This window comes from Pleurocapsa minor HA4230-MV1, from assembly GCA_019359095.1.
GTDB classification, from domain to species: Bacteria; Cyanobacteriota; Cyanobacteriia; order Cyanobacteriales; family Xenococcaceae; genus Waterburya; species Waterburya minor.
This window is the reverse complement of sequence record JAHHHZ010000011.1, coordinates 386,208-406,537: the sequence shown is the minus strand read 5'-3', so window position 1 is coordinate 406,537 and position 20,330 is coordinate 386,208. Positions and strand designations below refer to the sequence as shown.

Here is a 20,330-nt window from a genome sequence, read left to right as displayed (position 1 = left end):
GCTCTTTTTTTTATTGGAATACTCTTACACCTTTGAGGTTTGATATGAATTGCCTAAAGGAAGGAAAATAGTTAGCTCTTTACCCTGCTCTTGTCGTTGTCTTACAGTAAGTTTACCTCCCAAAGCCTGAAAGATATTTTTAGTGGCATCTAAATTAAGGCTAAGACAACCTGTTGCTGGCTGAAAGGTGAGTAACTGTCCTAAAGATTTAAAAGGATTATCAGTGTTGCTAGCTTGAGAAAGCACCTGTAACTTAAGCTGATTTCCAGCTGTCGAAACCTTCACATCAATGTGTCCTCCTGTGGGCAAACTACGAGTACAGCTTTCCATCAGTCCCGTTAAAACTGTATCTAACATCCCAGGATCGCTAATTATTCTAGGTAAGCTAGAAGGCAGAGTAAAATCCAGCTCTACATTACGTCGTTTAGCTTTTTCCTGCCAACGAGGAATACTTTGCTGAAACACTTGTTCTAAAGAAAAGGCAACTAGCTCTACTGGCTTGGCGTTAAGAGGCGTAGATTCTAATTCCGCAGCGCGAAAAATCAGTTCCATGCGCTCGATCTGTTCGGTACATTCGCGATCGATGGTTTGTAATCTTTGAATTACGTTGGGTTTAAAGTCTTGTTTACGTTTTAAGAGTAGTTTCGTTAAAGTACGAATCGTGGTTAAAGGAGTCCGAACTTCGTGTGTCAGCGCTTGTAATAGCTCCATTTCCACGCAACTGGTAGCACCATTACCTGGAAAAACTGCTCCTGCTGATTCAGCAACTGCTGCCACTGTTTCAACTTGACGAGAATTAGCTGATAAATACTCTAGAGCGGGTATGTGATGTAATAAACGGCGACTAAAGCTAGTTACTAATTGATAATCTGGAGTAGGAGGTGCAAATTGCTCGATTAAACGATCTAATTCAGCTAAATTATGATATTTGGTAATTACTAAACGCGATCGCAACGTAGTCCACACTTTCCCCAAAGTAACAGGGTCGAAAGAAAAATGAAATTTAGGATTACCTTCTGCATCTGTGCCTAAAACCAAAATTAGACCAAAGTTAGCAGTCAGTACTAAGCAAAATTGTTCTTGAGCGATGGGATCTTGAGGAATTAGAGGTAGCTCTATGACTGGCGTAGTGTCTTGTCTAACTATATGTTCAGTCGCATGGCGACAGGGCATCAGCGCATTTACCTTAAAAGCATTAGGGGTAAATATTGCTGACTGAAAGCTTGATACTAGTTCTAATTTACTAAATAAAGGTACAGGAGCAGAAAAAACTAGACCTGATTTAGTTGATTCTGGCTGCTGGTTGCCATTGATTTCAGACAAGAGTAATTCTTCGACAGAAGCGATCGCTCCGTGCCATTCTCTTTCGGCATTTAACTCTGCCAAGTGATATTTGTGACTGTAATATTTTTGCGACTTTTTCTCACTTATCTGCTCAACATCTGAATAGGAGGCAGTTTGAGCTGTACCAAGCTGTAATTCTAATTCTCGATTAAGTACATCGCTTAAATTCTGTAGCAACCAGTTTTGCACTTTAGTATCTACCTCCACTTAGCCTCTTATTGTCAGTAGTATCTGGGCAAAATAATCCCAGTGATACTTCTAATCTGTATCGATAGTATCTGTTATTTTTCGCTTTACCAATCAGTAAAACCGAACGATCAAAGTCGCAATCGCCGATAAAGGAGCTTTGCTCCTAGCTCTAAGCGCAGCGCGTAGCGCAGATCGTCGTAAGACGACTGGGACGCGGTAGCGTCCGCAGCTCTAAGCTCTAAGCCAATAGTCACTTTTATAGCCCCAAGTCTACTGCCACACGATGCCCACAACTCATGCCAGAGAAAGCAACGGCGTTTAAACCTTGACCAGGAAAAGTACTGTCACCCACGCAATACAGTCCAGGGATACTGGTGCGATTGAAAGGCATTCCTAACAAGCCAGCCAATTTACGGCTGGGAACTGGGCCATAAGTACCATCTTCTCTACCTAAAAAGCGACGATGAGTGCGGGGAGTACCCACTTCTTGGTAATCTAAACCCGCAGCAAGTCCAGGGAAAATTGCTTCTAGACGCTGAATTAGTTTAGTTGCTGCCACCTCTTTTTTCTCTTGATACTCTTGAGGTGATAGTCCTTGCCAATCTTCTATCCAGCTTGGGGTAAAGGTGTGAATGATGTGATAGCCTGGAGGCGCCAAACTAGGGTCGAGCAAAGTAGGAATCGAGACAAAAATCGTGCCTTCGTTTGATTCCATTTTGTCCCAGCTTTCTAACAGAATATGATGACAGTCTGTTCCTTTAGGCAATACGTTAGCGGCAACTCCTAAATGCAAACTGAGGAAGCTAGGAGATTTTTGATATCTTTGCTGCCATTTAATTTCTTTTTTAGGAGTATGCTCAGGGGGAATTAATTTACCAAAGGTGTCCCAGCGTGTCGCATTAGAAACTACTTTTTTAGCCCGATATTCGCTGTTGTCGGCAAGCTTAACTCCAACAGCTCGACCATTTTCTAACATAATTTCGGTAACTCTGGCTTTGTACTTAATCTCCCCCCCAGCCTGAATTAAACCATCAGCGAGTTTTTGCGCAATTTGCCCCACACCACCTTTAGGATAATTGATACCTCCGTAATGGCGATCGCTAAATACCATTCCCGCATTAATCATCGGAGTTTTATCAGCAGGTACGACTGACCAGAGATAACACTCCATATCAATAAATTGCAACAGCTTGGGGTCTTTAATATGCTTGCGGGCAAGATCGCCAACGTTCAGGGGTAAATATTTAGCTAAACCTAGGCAGGAAAAAGGCTTTTGGAAAAATACTCGCATTAGATAGCGAGGTTCTTCTAAGGAAAGCAACTCCATTGAATTAAGATAGTTGAATACTTCCCAACATTTGCCATAGAATGCCCGAATTCCCTGTTCTTCATGGGGAAAGATGGCAATCAACTCCTGAAGAAATGCTTCATAATCGCGATGAACCTTGAGTTCCAAGCCATCGGGCAAATGGTAATGAATCTGCACGGGGTCGGCAAAAGTTTCAATTTTCATATCCACTGCTGCTAAAGCACGAGTCAAAAGGTTGGTTGTCCCCTTGTCCCCAAAACCAAAAATCATTGATGCTCCCACATCAAAGCGGTACTCGCCACGCTCAAAATAACCACCACTACCACCTGGAATCAAATAACGTTCCAAAACTAGTACTTTCGCTCCTTTGGCTGCTAGTTGAGTAGCCGTTACCAAACCACCAATACCAGAACCTATAACTACCACGTCATAAGATGTTGTAGTAGGTGTTATTGTCATCGCATTCATAAATTAATTAAAAAGATGCTGAAAAAATGCTGAAAGAAAATTAAGCAATGTTTAGATATATAGTTTACCGTCAAAGTTAGGTTTTAAGTGTATGTTTTACGTGATCATGGGAGTTTCAGGCACAGGAAAATCAACTATTGGCAAACTGCTAAGCGATCGCACTGGCTGGGATTTTTATGATGCTGATGATTTTCATTCTCCAGCCAATCTTGACAAACTGAATCGTGGTATTGCTTTAACAGATAGCGATCGCCTACCTTGGTTGAAAGAACTTCAGCAGTTAATCGCTCACGTTCTAGATAGCAAGAAACAGGGTATATTAGCTTGTTCTGCTCTCAAAGCGCAATATCGTCAAATTCTGCAAGGAGGAAGTTCTGAGGTTGTTTTTATCTATCTTAAAGGTGATTATGACTGTATTCAAAACAGGGTTCAACAGCGTACAGGACATTTTATGAATCCTAATCTGCTTCGCAGTCAATTTGACACCTTAGAAGAACCGCAAGATGCCTTAACAATCGATGTCGCTCTTAATCCTGGAGCAATGGTGGAAGAGATTTTGCAGAAGATTACTGATTACTGATTACTGATTACTGATTACTGATTACTGAGGGATGATAACAATTAACGCAGATTTTTTTAGATTAAAGTGGTAAATTGATCGCCTATTAGCGTAACAAACGTATTTGATAGTATTTTGCCCTGACGATTAAGAAATCGTTATTTGATCGCCAATTTTAATTGGCACGAAAACGCCGACGAATATCCGCGGTGTCTAGTTCAGGATACCAAGAGGCGATCGCTTCTAGGGTGGCAGTACTAACTATAGTTGCTCCAGGGGAGATTGTATCATCAGGAAAACCCATGCTGAGATTCTGCTGTAACTCTACAGGAAAGCCAAAGTATGACTCTAACCAATCACACAGTGCTACTGGGGATTCAATCAGATTAGACCTCTTGCATGAATCGAGAGAAAATGAGAAAAGTAGGGTAATGACGCGATCGCGAATAAAAACATGAGCTACGAACAAATCAAAAATTTGAGAGAAAAAGAACAAGGGTAAGAGCATCTTTCTAAGTTGTTTAATAAGTTATTAAACAACTACCAGGTATGTACCCAGATTCAAAAGCAAATTACAATTGCTCAAAGTGATATTTCTCAGTTAAATAATCAGACCTCAGACATCTACAATAGGTTAGAGGATGCTAATCAAACAATCTATCAGCTACAGATACAGAATGCTGAAGCAGTTCAAGAAATAGACCAACTAGAGACTGAATTAGTAGAGACCAAAGTAGAGCTAACTACTGCTTTGAATCTAGTGACAACCCAATTAGATGAAGCCTTAGTAATCATCGAAACGATGAGGACTGATATAGAAGCTCAAGATAGAAGAATAGCAGCACTTGAATCTACAACCTACGAATTTCAAGAAAGGATGCAAACCTATGAGATAGAAAACAGGAATCTCTGGGACGCTGTACAAGACCTAAGAGAAGATTTGGATGCTATTGACCAGGAAACAGAGGAGGAGGCACAGCTACGGGAAATAAAATCTAAATTAACTTCTGCTAAGTTAATTATTGAACAGCACAGGGCAAAACTGAATAAGTGAGTAAGTCTTTGAGAGTACGCTATAGCTGTTGACAAGAGTTCTATCACGGGTTCAAATCCCGTCGAGAGCTTATTTTGCTAGCGATCTTATATCAGGGCAAATAAGGACATTTTACCATCATGCTCTCCCACTCAAGAGTAATGTATTCAATTTAAAGAAAACCTTTAGTCTTAGTTTTTTTGGCGATCGCCTAATGACCATAGAAAAGTTATACAGTTCTACCTTTAGTTGGTACTGCTTTGTAGATTTAGGATGAGTTTTTAGATGAGTTTTATGAGATCGCTAGTGCAAAAGCAAAATTAAAATAAAATTTCTAAACCTTAAATAGAAATATTAATCTAGTGGCAAATTGACAAACAGCATAAATACAACATGATGCACATATTTGATCAGCATCAATAAAGTTTCTCATAGCTTAAATTTCCGAGATTTCAGGAGTATCTGTTATGTCAGTTGATGTTAACAAATTTCGTAATTTTACCGATTCTGATAGTTTGTGTGAAGAGATTAAGATTGAAGGAGATTGGCCAGATAACTTATCGGGTCATATTTTTATTGTTGCTCCTTATCACCGTAGAAGCGATCGCCATTTATTTGCTGGAGAAGGGGTAATTATCAGGTGCGATCTCCAGCCACAAGGAGGAAAAATCCAAGTTCGGCGTCAAAAATTAACTACTTGGGATAGTTTTTGGCACTCAATACAATCGCCAATTAGCGAAATTTTACCCGAAGCTTTTTTTCCTGCCAGGCTTGGTCTAATTGGTATCGCAGAGATTGCTAATACAGGCATTGTTAATTTCGATGGTAGACCAATTATGACCGCAGATGCAGGGCGTTATTGGGAGGTAGATCCCATCAGCCTCGAAACTATCACCCCAATAGGCTACTTTGACGAACATATTGTTTCTATTCCCCTATCCCTTTTTCCCTTGGTGGCAAATACAGCTCATCCTTTTTACGATCCTAATACCCATGAGCTAATTACCTGCGAATTAAAGTCGCAACTCCGTCCAGGAAAATTATTTACCGATATGGTGAGTGCGGTTTATATCACCAGTTGGGATGGGGAAGGCAGTTTAAAGCATTGGGAATTAGAAGGGACGGTTCTTGACGGTAGCCCGCATACAGCAATAGTGACCGAAAAATTGATTATGATTCCCGATATGCCATTTCAGATTGGCGTGGCAACCTTGTTGGGCATCAAAGTTTCGCCTTTACAAGCTTATCCCAAAACGCAAATTTATCTGGTCAACCGCCAAGATCTCCAACCAGATCTTAAACCTGTTCCATCACGCCTGATCACTTTTGAGGGCGACAGTTACCACTTTCTCTGTAATTATCAACACGATGATGACAATAAAATCAATTTAGTTGCCGTACAGCAAGCAACCATTAGTGTCAGTGATGCAATCAAACCAGATGATGTCAGACATTTTAGCGGCGATCGCTATACTTCAGAATATCATGGCATACCTTGGATGTTTGCCTTCGATCCTGGAGTCTTGCGTAAGGTCGTAATTAAAAACGATGCTAAGTCTGCTCAAGTAATTAGCCAAGAGGCTTTCATCCATCCAGGTTGGTTTTCCACGCTGCTGTATACTGCTGACCCCAGAGAGCTTTTTGCGCCTCAAGGACACTCAGCTATCTATCAAGCTTATGGCGGATACCATCAAGATTTAATCTGCCGTCGTCAATATCTAAGTTTCCGTGACCATGTGAATAGAATTTTAACCGACGAACAACTTCCTAAACACGATCTTCCTTCCGTTTTAGCGAAAGTTGATCTGGCTCAAAATTGGCAGGAACTTACCCAGAAGATTAAAACAGAACAAGAACAAAATCCTGATACTCCTGTGTTTAATTTAGGTAAAGAACTGCTCGATTTTTATGTTTGTCCTGATGAGTATATTTTTGATAGTATTCAATTTATTCCTCAAGAACAGAATAAAGGAGCTATTTTTGCTACAGTGTTAGGCCCTCAAGGTTCTGAAGTGTGGCTATTTGCTGCCGAACATCTTAGTCAAGGGCCGATTGCTAAACTTCAGCCTCCGTCAATCAATTTTGGTTTTACTTTACATTCAGAGTATTTTGAACAAATTAGTCCCAGGCAATCTCATTACAATGTGGATAGATGGCAATCTGCTATACGTAGTGCGCTGAAAGTACCGTATGAATTCTTAATGAATCGACCCAGCGATATTCTCAATCGAAAAGTAAATTGAGGCTTCTTGATCAAAACGCAGGGAAAAAAACTAACAACCTAATTATCTCTTCTAGTCAGTTGCTGCTTGCTACTTAATCCTTACCTGAACTATTTGAACAATTTATCATGATAACTTTGCGGGGCTATCAAGTTCTCACCAAAATCTACGAAAGCTTTAACTCAGAAGTCTATCAGGGTATTCACTGTGCAGATAATCAGCCTGTGATCCTCAAAGTATTAAAACAAGACTATCCTACTTCCCAAGAACTTGCCCGCTATCGACAGGAATATAAAACCATTTGCAGCCTTAAGTTTGAGGGGGCAATCAAGGCTTACGGTCTAGAGCCTTATGGTAGAAGCTTAGTGATTATCCTCGAAGATTTTGGGGCTGTATCTTTAAAAAAATGGGTTGAGTCAAAGTCTTTAACACTCCGAGAATTTCTGGCGATCGCGATCGAGATTGTGGAAAATTTGGGTAAGGTTCATGCAGCTAAGGTTATTCACAAAGACATTAATCCAGCCAATATTGTCTTGAACCCCGCCACAGGAGAACTCAAAATCATTGATTTTGGCATTGCTACTATCCTTCAGCAGGAAAATCCACGTCTGAAAGATGCTCATTTGCTTGAGGGTACTTTAGCCTATATTTCCCCCGAACAAACGGGGCGAATGAACCGTAGTTTAGATTACCGCAGCGATCTTTATTCTCTGGGGGTCACTTTTTACGAACTGCTCACCAAACAATTGCCTTTTGAGACAACTGATGCTTTAGAGTTGATCCACTCTCATCTAGCAAAAGAACCATTACCTCCCCATCAGATTAATCCCGATATTCCTGTAGTTATTTCTAAGTTAATCCTCAAATTGATGGCGAAAACTTCCGAGGAGGGATATCAAAGTGCCGATGGTGTTCAAGCAGATTTAGCAGAATGTTTAAGACAACTAGAAACTACAGGCAAAATCACAGATTTTGCGATCGCCACTCAAGATGTAGCTAATAGATTTTATATTTCTCAAAAACTCTATGGTCGAGAGTCAGAAATCTCTATTTTACTAGAAGCATTTGAGCGAGTGGCAGCAACATCAATTTCTCAAACCGAACTAATGCTGGTTATGGGATATTCTGGCGTGGGGAAAACAACCTTAGTACAAGAACTTTATCAACCCATCACTGAGAAACAGGGTTATTTTATCTCGGGCAAATTTGCTCAATTTCAGCGCAATACTCCTTATTCTGCGGTAGTCGATGCCTTGACTGATTTAGTCAAACAACTTTTAGGGGAAAGTACCCTTAGACTCAATCGCTGGCGTAAAAAGCTTTTAAACGCATTAGGCCTAAATGGTCAATTAATCATTAATGTTATTCCCGAAGTCGAACTAATTATTGGTCAGCAGCCAGCGTTATCAGAATTAGCAGCCACAGCAGCTCAAAATCGCTTTAATTTAGTTTTTAAAAACTTTATTCGGGTTTTTTGCTCTGAGAAACATCCTTTAGTGATCTTTTTGGATGATTTACAGTGGGCAGACTCTGCCAGTCTAAAATTGATCGAGCGCATCATGATCGATGCCGATTTTAGCTATCTGTTCTTGATCGGCTCCTATCGCCATAATGAGATTAACGCTATTCATCCCTTGACCATTACCCTAGACAAATTGCGCCGAGAAGGAGCAATAGTCAATCAAATTATTTTAAAGCCTTTGGCTATTAATCAGATTGAGCAATTAATTGCCGATACCCTCAATCAAGCCAGAGAATATGTGCGATCGCTTGCCGAATTAGTCTGGCAAAAAACTAACGGCAATCCTTTTTTTATTAATGAATTTCTCAAAAGCATCTATGCAGATAATTTGCTGGTATTTAATCCTGCTCAATATTCTGTTAATGAAGCTAAAAACCATCGAGGATACTGGCAATGGGATCTTAAAAAAATTGAAAGAATTAGCAGTACCGATAATCTGGTCGAGTTTATGATCGGCAAAATGCGGAAATTGCCTCAATCTACTCAAGAGATATTGAGTCTAGCAGCCTGCATTGGGGCAGAATTTGACTTGGACACTATCTCGATGATCTGTGGCAAATCGGCTGAATCGCTGTTTGAAAATTTAACCCCCACGATTAATACAGGTTTAACTATTCCTCTATCAGAATTAGATGAGCGATTACTAATTCAAAATTATAAATTTGGACACGATCGCATTCAACAAGGAGCTTATAATTTAATTGATGAAGCACAAAAGCGATCTATTCATCTTCAAATTGGTCGTTTACTTTGGTCACATACTCCAGCCGAGGAGTTAGCCGAAAAGATCTTTAAAATTGTCGATCATCTTAATCTAGGACAGCAACTGATTAGCGATCGCTCACAGCGCACTGAAATTGCTCAACTAAACTTATTGGCAGGGCAAAAAGCTAAGGCAGCCAACGCTTATGATGCAGCACTCAAATATCTCAAGCTCGGTCAAGAATTCTTAACGGATGAAAGCTGGTTGACTAATTACAATCTGATCCTGGCTCTTTATTCTGAGGCAGCAGAGGTAGCCTATTTAAATGGCGATTTTGAGCAGATGGAACATTTCGCTTCAGTGGTGCAGCAACAGGCTCAAACCTTGTTAGATCGAGTCAAGGTTTATCAAGTGCAGCTCGAAGCTTACCAGGCACAAAATCAAGACTTAACCGCAATTCAAATGGCTCTAACTCTGCTGGAAAATTTAGAGTTTACCTTTTCCCAGTCGCCTCAATTATTAGACATTCAACAAGAACTAGCCAAAACGCAAACAAATTTGGCTGGCAAAGAGATTGAGGATTTAATTAACTTACCTCAAATGATCGATCCAGAAAAATTAGCTGTCATGCAGATAGCTAGTTCGATTTTCTCTTCGATCTTTATTGCTGCGCCTCAACTACTACCAATACTGGTGTCTAAGCAAGTTAATTTATCGATTCAATCGGGAAATAGTTCCTTATCTGCTTTTGCTTATGTTAACTATGGGCTAATTCTTTGTGGTGTAGTGGGTGAAATTGAAACAGGCTATCGATTTGGACGGCTGGCTTTAAATCTTGCCGATCAATTACGCACACCAGAACTATTGCCTAAAATAATCGCTGTATTTTCTACGGCAATTAGTATCTGGCAAGAACCAGTCAGAAACTCATTAGCATCTCTGCAATCTGCCTATCAAATCGGCTTAGAAATGGGCGACTTATACTATGGAACTACATGCGCCTATATCTATTCGTTTCATTCAGCTTTTGTCGGCAAAGAACTTACTCAATTAGCAGCAGAAATAGCAGCTTACGATCGCGCTTTTAGTAAACTCAAACAGCAAAATACGCTTAATTATCTCAAAATTTACGGTCAAACTGTCTTAAATTTAATGGGTTGCTCTCAAAGTCCCTACCGTTTGCTGGGGGAACTTTATGATGAAGAAGTAATGCTTCCCCTGCACCAGTCGGCAAACGATCGCTATGCTCTTTGTGCTTTATACGTTAACAAATTATATCTGTGTTGTCTGTTTGGCGAATACCATCAGGCAGTAGCCAACGCCAATCAAGCCCAAGAGTATTTAGATGGAGCAACAGCAACCTTACTTATTCCTCTATTCAATTATTATGATACTTTAGCCCATTTAGGTATTTACAGTTCTGTGTCAATTTGCCAGCAGCAGCAAATATTGCTCCGAGTTGCTGCCCGTAAAACTAAAATGCAGGAGTGGGCAGATCATGCCCCCATGAATTATTTGCACAAGTTGTACTTAATCCAAGCAGAACAATATCGCATTCAAGGCTGCTATCTTGAGGCAATAGATTTTTACGATCGCGCCATCGCTGAAGCTAGAGAACATAAATATATCAATGAAGAAGCTTTTGCCAACGAACTGGCAGCCAAGTTTTATTTAGACTGGGGTAAAGTTAAAATTGCCCCAGTTTATTTAAATGAAGCACAGTATCTTTATTCTCTTTGGGGAGCAACCGCCAAGGTTGAAGATTTGCAAACCAAATACCCACAGTTTTTAAGCCTTTGGGGCCCTACTACTTCGACGACAGAAAAGTTGAGAACTACTACTTCCAACACTCGTTCAGGAGAAGTCTTAGACTTAGCCACGATCATCAAAGCATCTCAAGCAATCTCCAGCGAGATAGTTTTGGATAAATTACTCGCCAGACTAATGAAAATTTTGATTGAGAGTGCGGGGGCGCAAATTGGCTGCCTGATTTTAGAAACCGAGGGGAAACTGCTAATCGAGGCATCTGGTTCGGTGGATGCCAATGAGGTGACGGTGGTTAAGTCGCTTCCCATTCGCGGCTGCCTGCCGACATCAATCATTAACTATGTTGCTCGTACCCAAAAAACTGTACTAAAAAATAATGCCACCAGAGAGAGTGATTTTAATCAAGATCCTTATCTTAAATCCCATCCGATTAAATCTCTCTTGTGTACGCCACTAATGGATCAAGGTAAACTGCGGGGCATTGTCTATTTAGAAAACAATCTGATCGTCGGCGCATTTACCCAAGAAAGATTAGAAATTCTGCAAGTTTTATCCAGCCAAGCAGCGATCGCTATTACCAATGCCAAACTCTACACCGAGCTACAGGAAAATCAAAGCCGTCTGGCGCAATTTTTAGAAGCGATGCCTGTGGGAGTATCTGTTCACGAACTCACAGGGGAAGTTTATTATGCCAATCAAATAGCCAAGACGTTAGCGCATGAAAGCAATGCCCCAGCACACATTACAACTGAGCAAATAGCAGAAGTTTATCGAGTCTATCAAGCGGGAACCGAACAATTATATCCAGTAGCAGAATTGCCCATTGCCCGTGCGCTCGCTGGTGAAACGGTCAAAAAAGACGATCTTGAACTGCACTTGACTAATGAAATTATGCCGCTGGAAGTTTCTGCCACCCCAATTTTTGATGAAACGGGCAAGATTAAATATGCGATCGCCGCTTTTGCCGATATCAGCGAACGTAAACACCTAGAAGCGGAACGCATTCAGTTTACCCATAAACTTGAACTCAAGAACATCGCCTTGCAACAGGCAAAAGATGAATTAGCTTTGGCTAACCGCACCCTAGAACAAAAAGTGCAAGAACGCACCTATGAACTATCTCAAACTTTAGAAATTCTTAAAGCCACCCAAGCAGAATTATTGTTTGAAAACGAGTTACTTAAAAATGCCGAACCAGATGCTACTTTTGACTATCAAGTAGGGGGAAGTTTGCCGATGGATGCTCCTACCTATGTCGTGCGCTCGGCAGATCGTAGTCTTTACAAGGCTTTAAAACAGGGAGAGTTTTGTTATGTTCTCAATCCTCGGCAAATGGGCAAATCTAGCCTCATGGTACACATGATGCACCACCTCCAGCATGAAGGATTTAGCTGTGGGGCGATCGATCTGACCCGTATTGGGAGCGAAAATATTACCCCCGAACAATGGTATAAAGGCTTGACTGTCGAACTATGGCGCAGTTTTGGTTTACTCAGAAAGGTTAAGCTAAAAACTTGGTGGCAAGAACGAATAGATATTTCTCCCGTGCAGCGGTTGAGTCAATTTATCGAAGAAGTTTTGCTGGTTGAGGTGGGACAACAAGATCCCGCTATGCCACAAAAAATAGTAATTTTTATCGATGAAATTGATAGTGTCCTGGGCTTGAATTTCCCAGTCAATGACTTTTTTGCTTTAATTCGCTCCTGTTATAACCAGCGTAGTCTTAATCAAGAGTATCAACGTTTAACCTTTGCTTTTTTTGGCGTTGCTACCCCCTCAGATTTAATGACCGATATCCAGACAACTCCCTTTAATATTGGTCAGGCAATCCAACTAGAGGGTTTTAAAGAACATGAAGCACAGCCTCTACTGCAAGGACTCAGCGAAAAAGTAAGTAATCCCCAGACGGTGCTAAAAGAAGTATTAGCCTGGACGAGTGGTCAGCCTTTTTTGACGCAAAAGCTATGTAAACTGATTCGCAGTACTTCATCTTCTATTCCTAGCAACACAGAAGCCGCCTGGATTGAGAACTTAGTGCAAACCAAGATCATCGCCAATTGGGAATCTCAAGATGAGCCTGAACATCTAAGAACTATTCGCGATCGCCTGCTTAAAAGTAAACAGTCCGTCCAACTACTAGAGCTTTATCGCCAAATTTTGCATCAAACAGAGGTTGTCGCGGTTAATAGTTCAGCGGAAAGAGAATTATTGTTATCTGGGCTAGTCGTGAAGCAACAGGGAATTTTAAAAGTCCAAAATCGTATTTATCAATCAATCTTTATTTAATTGAATTAAAATTCCTATTTCCTACTTCCTACTTCCTACTTCCTATTTCCTATTTCAAAAATACCGCCGATATAATTCACAACCTGCGATCGCTTTATCGCCTAATTGCTTAATAACCCCCATACTACTAAGCTTATAAGCGATGATTGGATCTAAGGTAACAGGCTCCCTCGCCTTGAAAACAGTATCAAGCGCCTGGTCTAATTCAGGCTGTCTTTTCAAGGTTGCCCAATGACGTTGCAAGTGATGAGCATAAATTCCCATAGCCGTAGGAGCAGCTTCTAGCAGTTGCGACATAGTTATTTCTTGCCGACTAAGATGATAGAGAGCCAAGTTAACCAGTGCAGGATGTCCACCGACCATAGACATTAGCTGTTTACCTAAAACACCATCTTCCCAGTTGAGTCCATAACGTTGAGCTAACTGCTGTACTTGGGCTAAATTAAAATCTTCTAACTGAATTGGTAACCCGACATTAAACGGTGACTGATTGAGCTGAAGCGGGACATAAATTTCGGTTGAGTGAATTACAATTAGTCGCAGCTTTTGCCAAATAGGCAGTCTTTTTGCCTCTTCATACCACGAACGCAATAAAGGCAAAAAATCTTTCGCTACTTGGGGATGTTCAAAAACCTGATTGACTTCATCCAACGCCAAGACCAAGGGAGTATCAATTGACTCTAGTATGTAATCCTGTAGATAAAGGGTCGAGCTAATTTTACTGCCCATATCTTCATCCCAATACTCATCTAGCATCGGTTTGCGTCCAAGTTGACGGCTAATATTGGCACACAGCCAGCGCAAAAATTGATTTAAATCTTCTAAAATTGCTTGATCGGCTTGCTCAAGATTTAGGCTAACGGTACGGTAGTTGTGCTGATTAGCATAGTCGAGAATTCTTAATAACAGTGAAGTTTTACCCATTTCTCTGGGAGCTTTAATTCTAATTAAGGCCCCTGGTTTCCTAATTTCTCGCTCTACTTGCTCCTCAACAGCAAAGCGTTCGAGATAAAAGGGAGAGTCTAAAGGTACTGAGCCACTAGGGTAGCAGGGTAAAGCATCTGGGTTAATCTGGAAAGATCTAGTTAGATCTTGCTTGGCGGTTTCAGGAGCAGAAACCACTGGATTAGTTGCGACATAAGACTCTAATAACACCCGACAGTTCTTTTTGGTCACGCGCTGACCGATAAGTTGCGAAAGCCGCTGATATAATTCAGGGGCAACAACAGTAGTAAAATAGCCAGGACTATAATCTGCCTCTAGAGCAATTTGGTTGTAGGTTTTGAACTGCCAATTTCCCCGCAAAATCAGAATTTCTGTGGCATGAAGAGGACGATCTTGGTGGTCAATTAGTTGACGGTCAATTGTCTCAAGAAGACGATCGAGATTCATGGCGATTAAACACTAATTTTGGCACTTTAATCTATTCTGCTAATTAAAACAGTTAAATTAGAAGAAGTTAAGCAAATTTTAGGCAATTTATCGTAGCTATAGTGAACAATTGTTACTCTTCTTTACTGATGTTTAGCACTTTTGAGCAACCTAAACTACAGAATAGCATTACCTGCTAGCTTTTTTGCCACAGTAGATATTAAGCTTAATTTTGGCTAGAACGGTCTCTGGCTATGACAATTTTCCATACTTCTGACCAATGTTGCTCGATCAGAGTTCTCATTTTTACCGATTGCCACTCAGGCAGTTTATTTTTATTATTTTTACTGTTATTTTTATTAGGTGCATTCATGTCTTTAGATTAAGAAGATCTAGCTTGGGCAATTTTCACCGACAATTGGCCAAATTGGCGATCGCCAATTTCAACAGACTGTAAGCTGAAAAACAATGTATATTTCTATATTTGTTTTATATTTGAATTAAATTGCCACCTAGGTCGCGAAACTCAAAAGTTCCCACCTCTTCTCGATAAGTGCGCTTGATGTCCCGCAAGATACTAATTGCCATCTTCTCTCCCAGCAGATTACCGCCAGTCTCAATGCCGTTGCCTTGACGGTCAAACGCAGCATTCCAACCAGAAACTGTCCCATCGGTACGCCAGTTCATCCCCGCCCCGTCACGGAACAAGGTAACATTGGCAATCAGTTTGTTAAGCTCACCATGGATAGTCAGCGTCGGGCCTCTAAAATCTCCTAATTGCTGACCATGATCGATTGGCACTTTGGGATGGAAAAATTCACCATCGGCAAAAAATGCTTTGGCAATAGTTGCAGCAGCAGCGACAAATGCCGAATGTCCACCAGGATATGAAGGATGGGTTGGCGAACCTTCGGGAAAAGCCATTGGTAGTAACCAAGTCCCATTTTGATCGCTACGACTTTGAGCTAAGTTTTGTTGCTGATTATGTTTAAGAATGCGATCGAGTACTTTGGTCTCGCGCCAAACGTCCGCACCTTCGCCAAAAAGCCCGTTAAATTTGTCATTATTGAGTGGGCTATCAGGATAGTTACCCAGCGATCCACGTCGGCAAAGCTCAAGACGCTGGGCGTATACTTCTGGTCTTAAACGCTGATGAACCCCCCATTTTTGAAACCATGCGTGCTTGAGAGCAGAGACCCCAGCAAGAACACTCTGAAGCGTAATATCTGGACTGCCCAGACTACCAAACGCCTCGGAACTTGTGATATCTCCATTGGCGTAGGGACTCGCATCTGCTACGTTTGTCTTCAGACCCAGGAGAATAATTGTCGCCCAAAGACCCGCTTGATGTGGAAAATCAAGATGAACCCACTGACCACCATCGCGCAAGGTTGTAATATAGCGCGTACCGTCAATAATGTCTGAACCTGTTGGATTAATTTCCCCATTGTTGACTTTGCTCCAAGTCTCAAAATCCGTTAGGTAATCAAGCCTCTCTCTTGGATAACGCTGCAACTGTCTAATTGGCTGATTGCCAAACTGGAAATCTTGCAGTAGGAACTGAGAAACATGAGGGCCTACATCACAACCTTCATAAGGCCCGCGAAAGATCGTGTCTGGCAAGCATTGAAAACCAAACTGTTGCTCAAACCCCAAGTTATTTAAGTCCTCGCAAGCATCAGCGATTAGCTGACTATGAGCATATTGATCGAAGCGGATATCTCGCGCCAGTGCCATCCAATAACGCTCGACCATATCAATTGCTGTATTGCGACTGGCAAACTTAGGAGCTGCTGCTATTCGTGCGCCATGAGCATCATTGCCGAGTAATTGAAATGAATAGGCATTAAGTGGATTAGTCAGTAAGCGAACCCCGCCACCGAGTTGAACTTCCTCAAAAGCTTCTTGAGTGCCTTGTTGAATCGCCGTCAGTAGTGACTCGTAAGATGATTGTTCCACCAACCCAATTGAATTATGAGCTAGAGCTTTAGTAAAAGAAGCAAACCCTGGAAAACCTAGCTGTTCAAATCGTTCTGCATCTCCGTTGATTGATGGTGACGAAGTTAGGAAAGCATTGAAGGCATCATTTAAGGTCTGTTTACGTTTTAAGGAAGCTCCTTGTTGCCGAGATTCAAAGTCTTCTGGCAAATTTTGATGGTAGTTAATCATTGAAGATCTTCTCGATGGATATGTTGGTTAATCAATAAAATCGCCTAAAAAAAGCGCTTTTTCACTAAAATAGTGAAGATTTTGTTCAAGTTCGATCTTAATGTGGCTTTGAGTCTGGCGATCTCATAAAACTCATCCATAAACTCATCCAAAAAATCATGCCCAAAACTGTAAAGGCTTCGCACTGGCTCTTAGCTTTTAGCTTTTAGCTATTTGTGACAAGTTAAACAAAAATTGAATTAGTCAACTACTACACATAGATAGTGTTTTGTTAATTGCATAGCACTATCTATAGACTTAAATTTTTCTTTTGGGCGATCGCGCACCTTTAGAGTTAAAGTACCTGACAAATATTTTAAAGGCTTATAGCTTATAGCTTATAGCTCAATTAGAAGAGGCTTTTGTGTATTTCAGCTTAAGCTTGATACAGCAATTCTTCCGATTCAATGGCAAAATCTTGGTTAAGCCAGAGTAAAGAAATTGTCTGTACTATTCCTTGGCGCAGGGTTGCTATCGAAAAACTCCGTTTTGTATCCTGAGCAGTTTTAATCACACGAGGTACACAGGCTGCATTGAAATATACGGTTTGTTCTCGTACCTCGACTAATTTTCTTCGTTTACCACGGGGAATTTTTAACTCATGGTGCATATGTCCAAAGGTGACCAGAGGAATAGACTTACCCAAACTTTGGGTCTGGGCGATCGCTTCACTTAAGTCAGGATCGCCATAATCTCCTCCTTCGGCTTTCCAGTCTCGACCACAAATTGATTCTGTCTGTTTGCCTAAACCAGCTGGGCCATTATGGGCAATAAAAATTAAAGTTTGCGAGGCTGTATCTTGGGCAGATTTAACTATTTGCTGAGTTGACTCCTCAAAATTTTTAATCTGATAGCGATCGCGATAAAACTGACTATTTCTCCAGGTCAAGCCACCCCAGCTAAAAGGACGACTACCAACCACCGCAACATCAAGCTGAGGGAAATCTAGCTTACTAAACCCGACGTGGGCTTCACCTAATAAATCTAGCTGCTGCTGTACTCGATCCTCTTGAGACTGATCGTAGGGTGCTTTTTGTTTGCCCCAAGAAGAAGCGCTATACCAAGCATCATGATTTCCCATGATTACTGCTTTGGGAATGGAGACAGCAGCAACTTCACGGACTACTTCTACCGCCTCGTTGCCAAAATCTCCCACAAACAGTACTAAATCTACTTTTAGGTGCTGTAACGCCAAATTGTCTGCTGCTGACCACTGATCGTGAACATCCCCGATGATAGCGATCCTCATCTCTGTCTGCTGGCTCATTAAAACTATATATAGTGTGAGGTCTTTGCTTCTAAATACTTTGACCTATATATTTAAGTATATTTAAGTTTAAACCGCACCGTTGTTTTTACTAAAAATAATCATCAGAGTTTTTAAAATTAGTTTGATGTCGTAGCGCAAATTCCAGTTACGCTGATATCTTAAATCTAGTTTAATCACATCTTCAAAGTTGCGTACTTGAGAGCGACCATGTACCTGCCATTCTCCAGTCATGCCAGGCTTAACGTTGAGTCTCTGCCACTCTGGGATCTGATAGGTTTCCACTTCTTCAGGAGTTGGCGGACGAGTCCCCACCAGGCTCATATCTCCTTTAAGAACATTCCAAAATTGGGGCAACTCATCTAAACTCTTGCGACGCAGAAAATTGCCAACGGAAGTAATGCGAGGATCGTTGTCATTCTTAAAAAAAGCGCCACTTGCTTGATTTTCAATTTGTTGCTTGAGATCTTCAGCATTGGCATACATCGAGCGAAATTTCCAAATCTGAAACTTGCGACCCATCCAGCCACAGCGAGTATGATGAAACAAGATGGGCCCCTGGCTATTGGACTTAATTGCGATCGCCACAGGAATAAAGATGATTCCTGTAATGGTTAGACCGACGATTGCTCCCAAGATGTCTATTAGTCGCTTAACAATCGATCTGACCGAGGGATGAGTTTCAGGAGACTCTTTTGGCGACCATTTTGCCGAGGATTTAATATTTAATACCTCACATAGCCCTGTCATTGATAGAGTAGCCATCACAGGAGGTTGCACTGACTCTAGAATTAATTCAACCTTACTCGCCTGGGCTAGCTTAAAATTGGCAATGAGCGCGCCAATCCCGCTGCTATCAATAAATCTGGTTTGACTAAAATCGAGAAAGATTTGATGATGAGGAATATCTTGTAGCAGTAGCTTACCCACAGTTTGCTTAAAAACTAAAGCTTCTAAAACTGTTAAGCGCTCTGGGATCTCTACAACTGGGCTATCCTCTAAATTGGATAGGGGAAACAAGATTTCTGGTGTCTCGTCTATCATTAATTCTCAATTTTAGTTGTCAGCAAAATTAAACTTGTACTTTAAGCTGTAAAGCTTAATTTTTTGATAAAAATTGGTAAATTTATCTATTTTGAACCAGAAAACTGAATTAAACACTTTAAACTGCTTATCACAGCCCTAGAACTTAATCTGATTAATTAAGCAATTTACCCAAACAATTATATATGATTAACATCTTTTTGTTTTTGTCAACCTAATTTAACATTGATTTAGATATTTTACAGGCGGTTATCTCTTCTGCCAATCGGTTCTCTTCCCTCTTTAGCCTTTGCCTGATCTCTAGTAGCAGCACGACGTAATGCTTGTAAGCGTTCTTCGTATTTTTTGCGTTTGCGACGGCTAGGAGTCATTTCGATCAAAGTTTTTAAAGCGCTTGCTAGACTTTGATAAGCATTTTTGGGAGAGTAGCCAAAACGAAGAGCCAGGGCGATCGCTTTTTCATCTGCCTCAATTGCTTCGGCAACAGTTTTTTCACTACTATTTTTTTGCCAGAGTCGATAGCCAGAGATACCACACAAGGACATGGCGAGTAACAGCAGCAAACCGTCTTGTACCCATAATTCCCCGACAGCACCACCCAAACCAATTGCTAAAGCTGCCATTTCCCAGCCTTCTTTGGGGATGGTGTCATTTTGCACCCGCGCAACTTCGTGCCAAAATAGCAGGTTACGTTGGTCGATCGCTAAACTGTCCCATTTAGCCAAATCAATTTGGATTTCAATCTCGTCTTTGCCAATTTCTTCACTACGGATCAAAGCTGGATTAACTTCGGTTGAGCCTTCAACAATTACCCAGCTTTGCAGCTCAGGGGGAAGTAAGGTTTTCAAACGACGCAGTTCATTAATTTCTGCCCTAGCGGAAGAGGTTGCATAACTCATACGTCTAATAGATTAATATGGTGGTTATTAGTAATTTCCAAGTGTACTCACTATATTCCTATAATATCGAACTTTATCTACTGATTTAAATTGCTTGGATTATGAGTGATTCCCAGATACACTTGATACTTAGCATACT

The 20,330-nt window shown here is 41.0% G+C and carries 13 protein-coding genes; 4 read left to right on the top strand and 9 right to left on the bottom strand.

Annotated features, from left to right (window positions below; all coding sequences use genetic code 11):
* Positions 1-24: 24 nt before the first annotated feature.
* Positions 25-1,533 (bottom strand): HAMP domain-containing histidine kinase, encoded by a 1,509-nt coding sequence (locus tag KME09_04210; protein ID MBW4533120.1) that lies wholly within the window; start codon positions 1,531-1,533, stop codon positions 25-27.
* Positions 1,534-1,789: 256 nt separating this feature from the next.
* Positions 1,790-3,310, bottom strand: coding sequence for a carotene isomerase (crtH, locus tag KME09_04205; GenBank protein ID MBW4533119.1), 1,521 nt, complete (start codon positions 3,308-3,310; stop codon positions 1,790-1,792).
* 91 nt (positions 3,311-3,401) lie between these two features.
* On the opposite strand from crtH, the gene KME09_04200 reads away from it, so the two are divergent.
* Complete coding sequence (locus KME09_04200; protein MBW4533118.1) at positions 3,402-3,890, top strand: gluconokinase; 489 nt, start codon at positions 3,402-3,404, stop codon at positions 3,888-3,890.
* A 154-nt stretch (positions 3,891-4,044) separates the two neighbouring features.
* Here the strand turns inward: KME09_04200 and KME09_04195 are convergent, their stop codons facing one another.
* Complete coding sequence (locus KME09_04195) at positions 4,045-4,377, bottom strand: hypothetical protein (protein MBW4533117.1); 333 nt, start codon at positions 4,375-4,377, stop codon at positions 4,045-4,047.
* Between the two features lie 9 nt (positions 4,378-4,386).
* On the opposite strand from KME09_04195, the gene KME09_04190 reads away from it, so the two are divergent.
* The 3 genes from KME09_04190 (at position 4,387) to KME09_04180 (ending at position 13,402) form a co-directional block, all read left to right on the top strand.
* On the top strand, positions 4,387-4,923 hold the full coding sequence (locus KME09_04190; GenBank protein ID MBW4533116.1) for a hypothetical protein: 537 nt from the start codon (positions 4,387-4,389) through the stop codon (positions 4,921-4,923).
* Positions 4,924-5,369: 446 nt separating this feature from the next.
* The gene (locus KME09_04185) at positions 5,370-7,145 is read left to right on the top strand and encodes a carotenoid oxygenase family protein (GenBank protein MBW4533115.1); all 1,776 of its coding nucleotides are present in this window, start codon (positions 5,370-5,372) and stop codon (positions 7,143-7,145) included.
* A 107-nt stretch (positions 7,146-7,252) separates the two neighbouring features.
* Positions 7,253-13,402 carry an AAA family ATPase gene (locus KME09_04180; protein ID MBW4533114.1) on the top strand — a complete coding sequence of 2,050 codons (6,150 nt, stop codon included), beginning with the start codon at positions 7,253-7,255 and terminating at the stop codon, positions 13,400-13,402.
* Positions 13,403-13,456: 54 nt separating this feature from the next.
* On the opposite strand, the gene KME09_04175 is transcribed toward KME09_04180, so the two are convergent.
* From KME09_04175 to KME09_04150, 6 genes are all read right to left on the bottom strand, one after another.
* A complete protein-coding gene (locus KME09_04175; GenBank protein ID MBW4533113.1) occupies positions 13,457-14,794 on the bottom strand; it encodes an AAA-like domain-containing protein in 1,338 nt (445 codons plus the stop codon).
* 205 nt (positions 14,795-14,999) lie between these two features.
* Positions 15,000-15,146 carry a hypothetical protein gene (locus KME09_04170; protein MBW4533112.1) on the bottom strand — a complete coding sequence of 49 codons (147 nt, stop codon included), beginning with the start codon at positions 15,144-15,146 and terminating at the stop codon, positions 15,000-15,002.
* A 116-nt stretch (positions 15,147-15,262) separates the two neighbouring features.
* Positions 15,263-16,942, bottom strand: coding sequence for a hypothetical protein (locus KME09_04165; GenBank protein MBW4533111.1), 1,680 nt, complete (start codon positions 16,940-16,942; stop codon positions 15,263-15,265).
* A gap of 415 nt (positions 16,943-17,357) precedes the next feature.
* Positions 17,358-18,248 (bottom strand): TIGR04168 family protein, encoded by an 891-nt coding sequence (locus tag KME09_04160; GenBank protein MBW4533110.1) that lies wholly within the window; start codon positions 18,246-18,248, stop codon positions 17,358-17,360.
* A gap of 69 nt (positions 18,249-18,317) precedes the next feature.
* Positions 18,318-19,292: a sugar transferase gene (locus KME09_04155; GenBank protein MBW4533109.1), complete on the bottom strand. Its 975-nt coding sequence runs from the start codon at positions 19,290-19,292 to the stop codon at positions 18,318-18,320.
* A gap of 239 nt (positions 19,293-19,531) precedes the next feature.
* Complete coding sequence (locus tag KME09_04150) at positions 19,532-20,158, bottom strand: DUF3318 domain-containing protein (protein ID MBW4533108.1); 627 nt, start codon at positions 20,156-20,158, stop codon at positions 19,532-19,534.
* Positions 20,159-20,330: the final 172 nt, after the last annotated feature.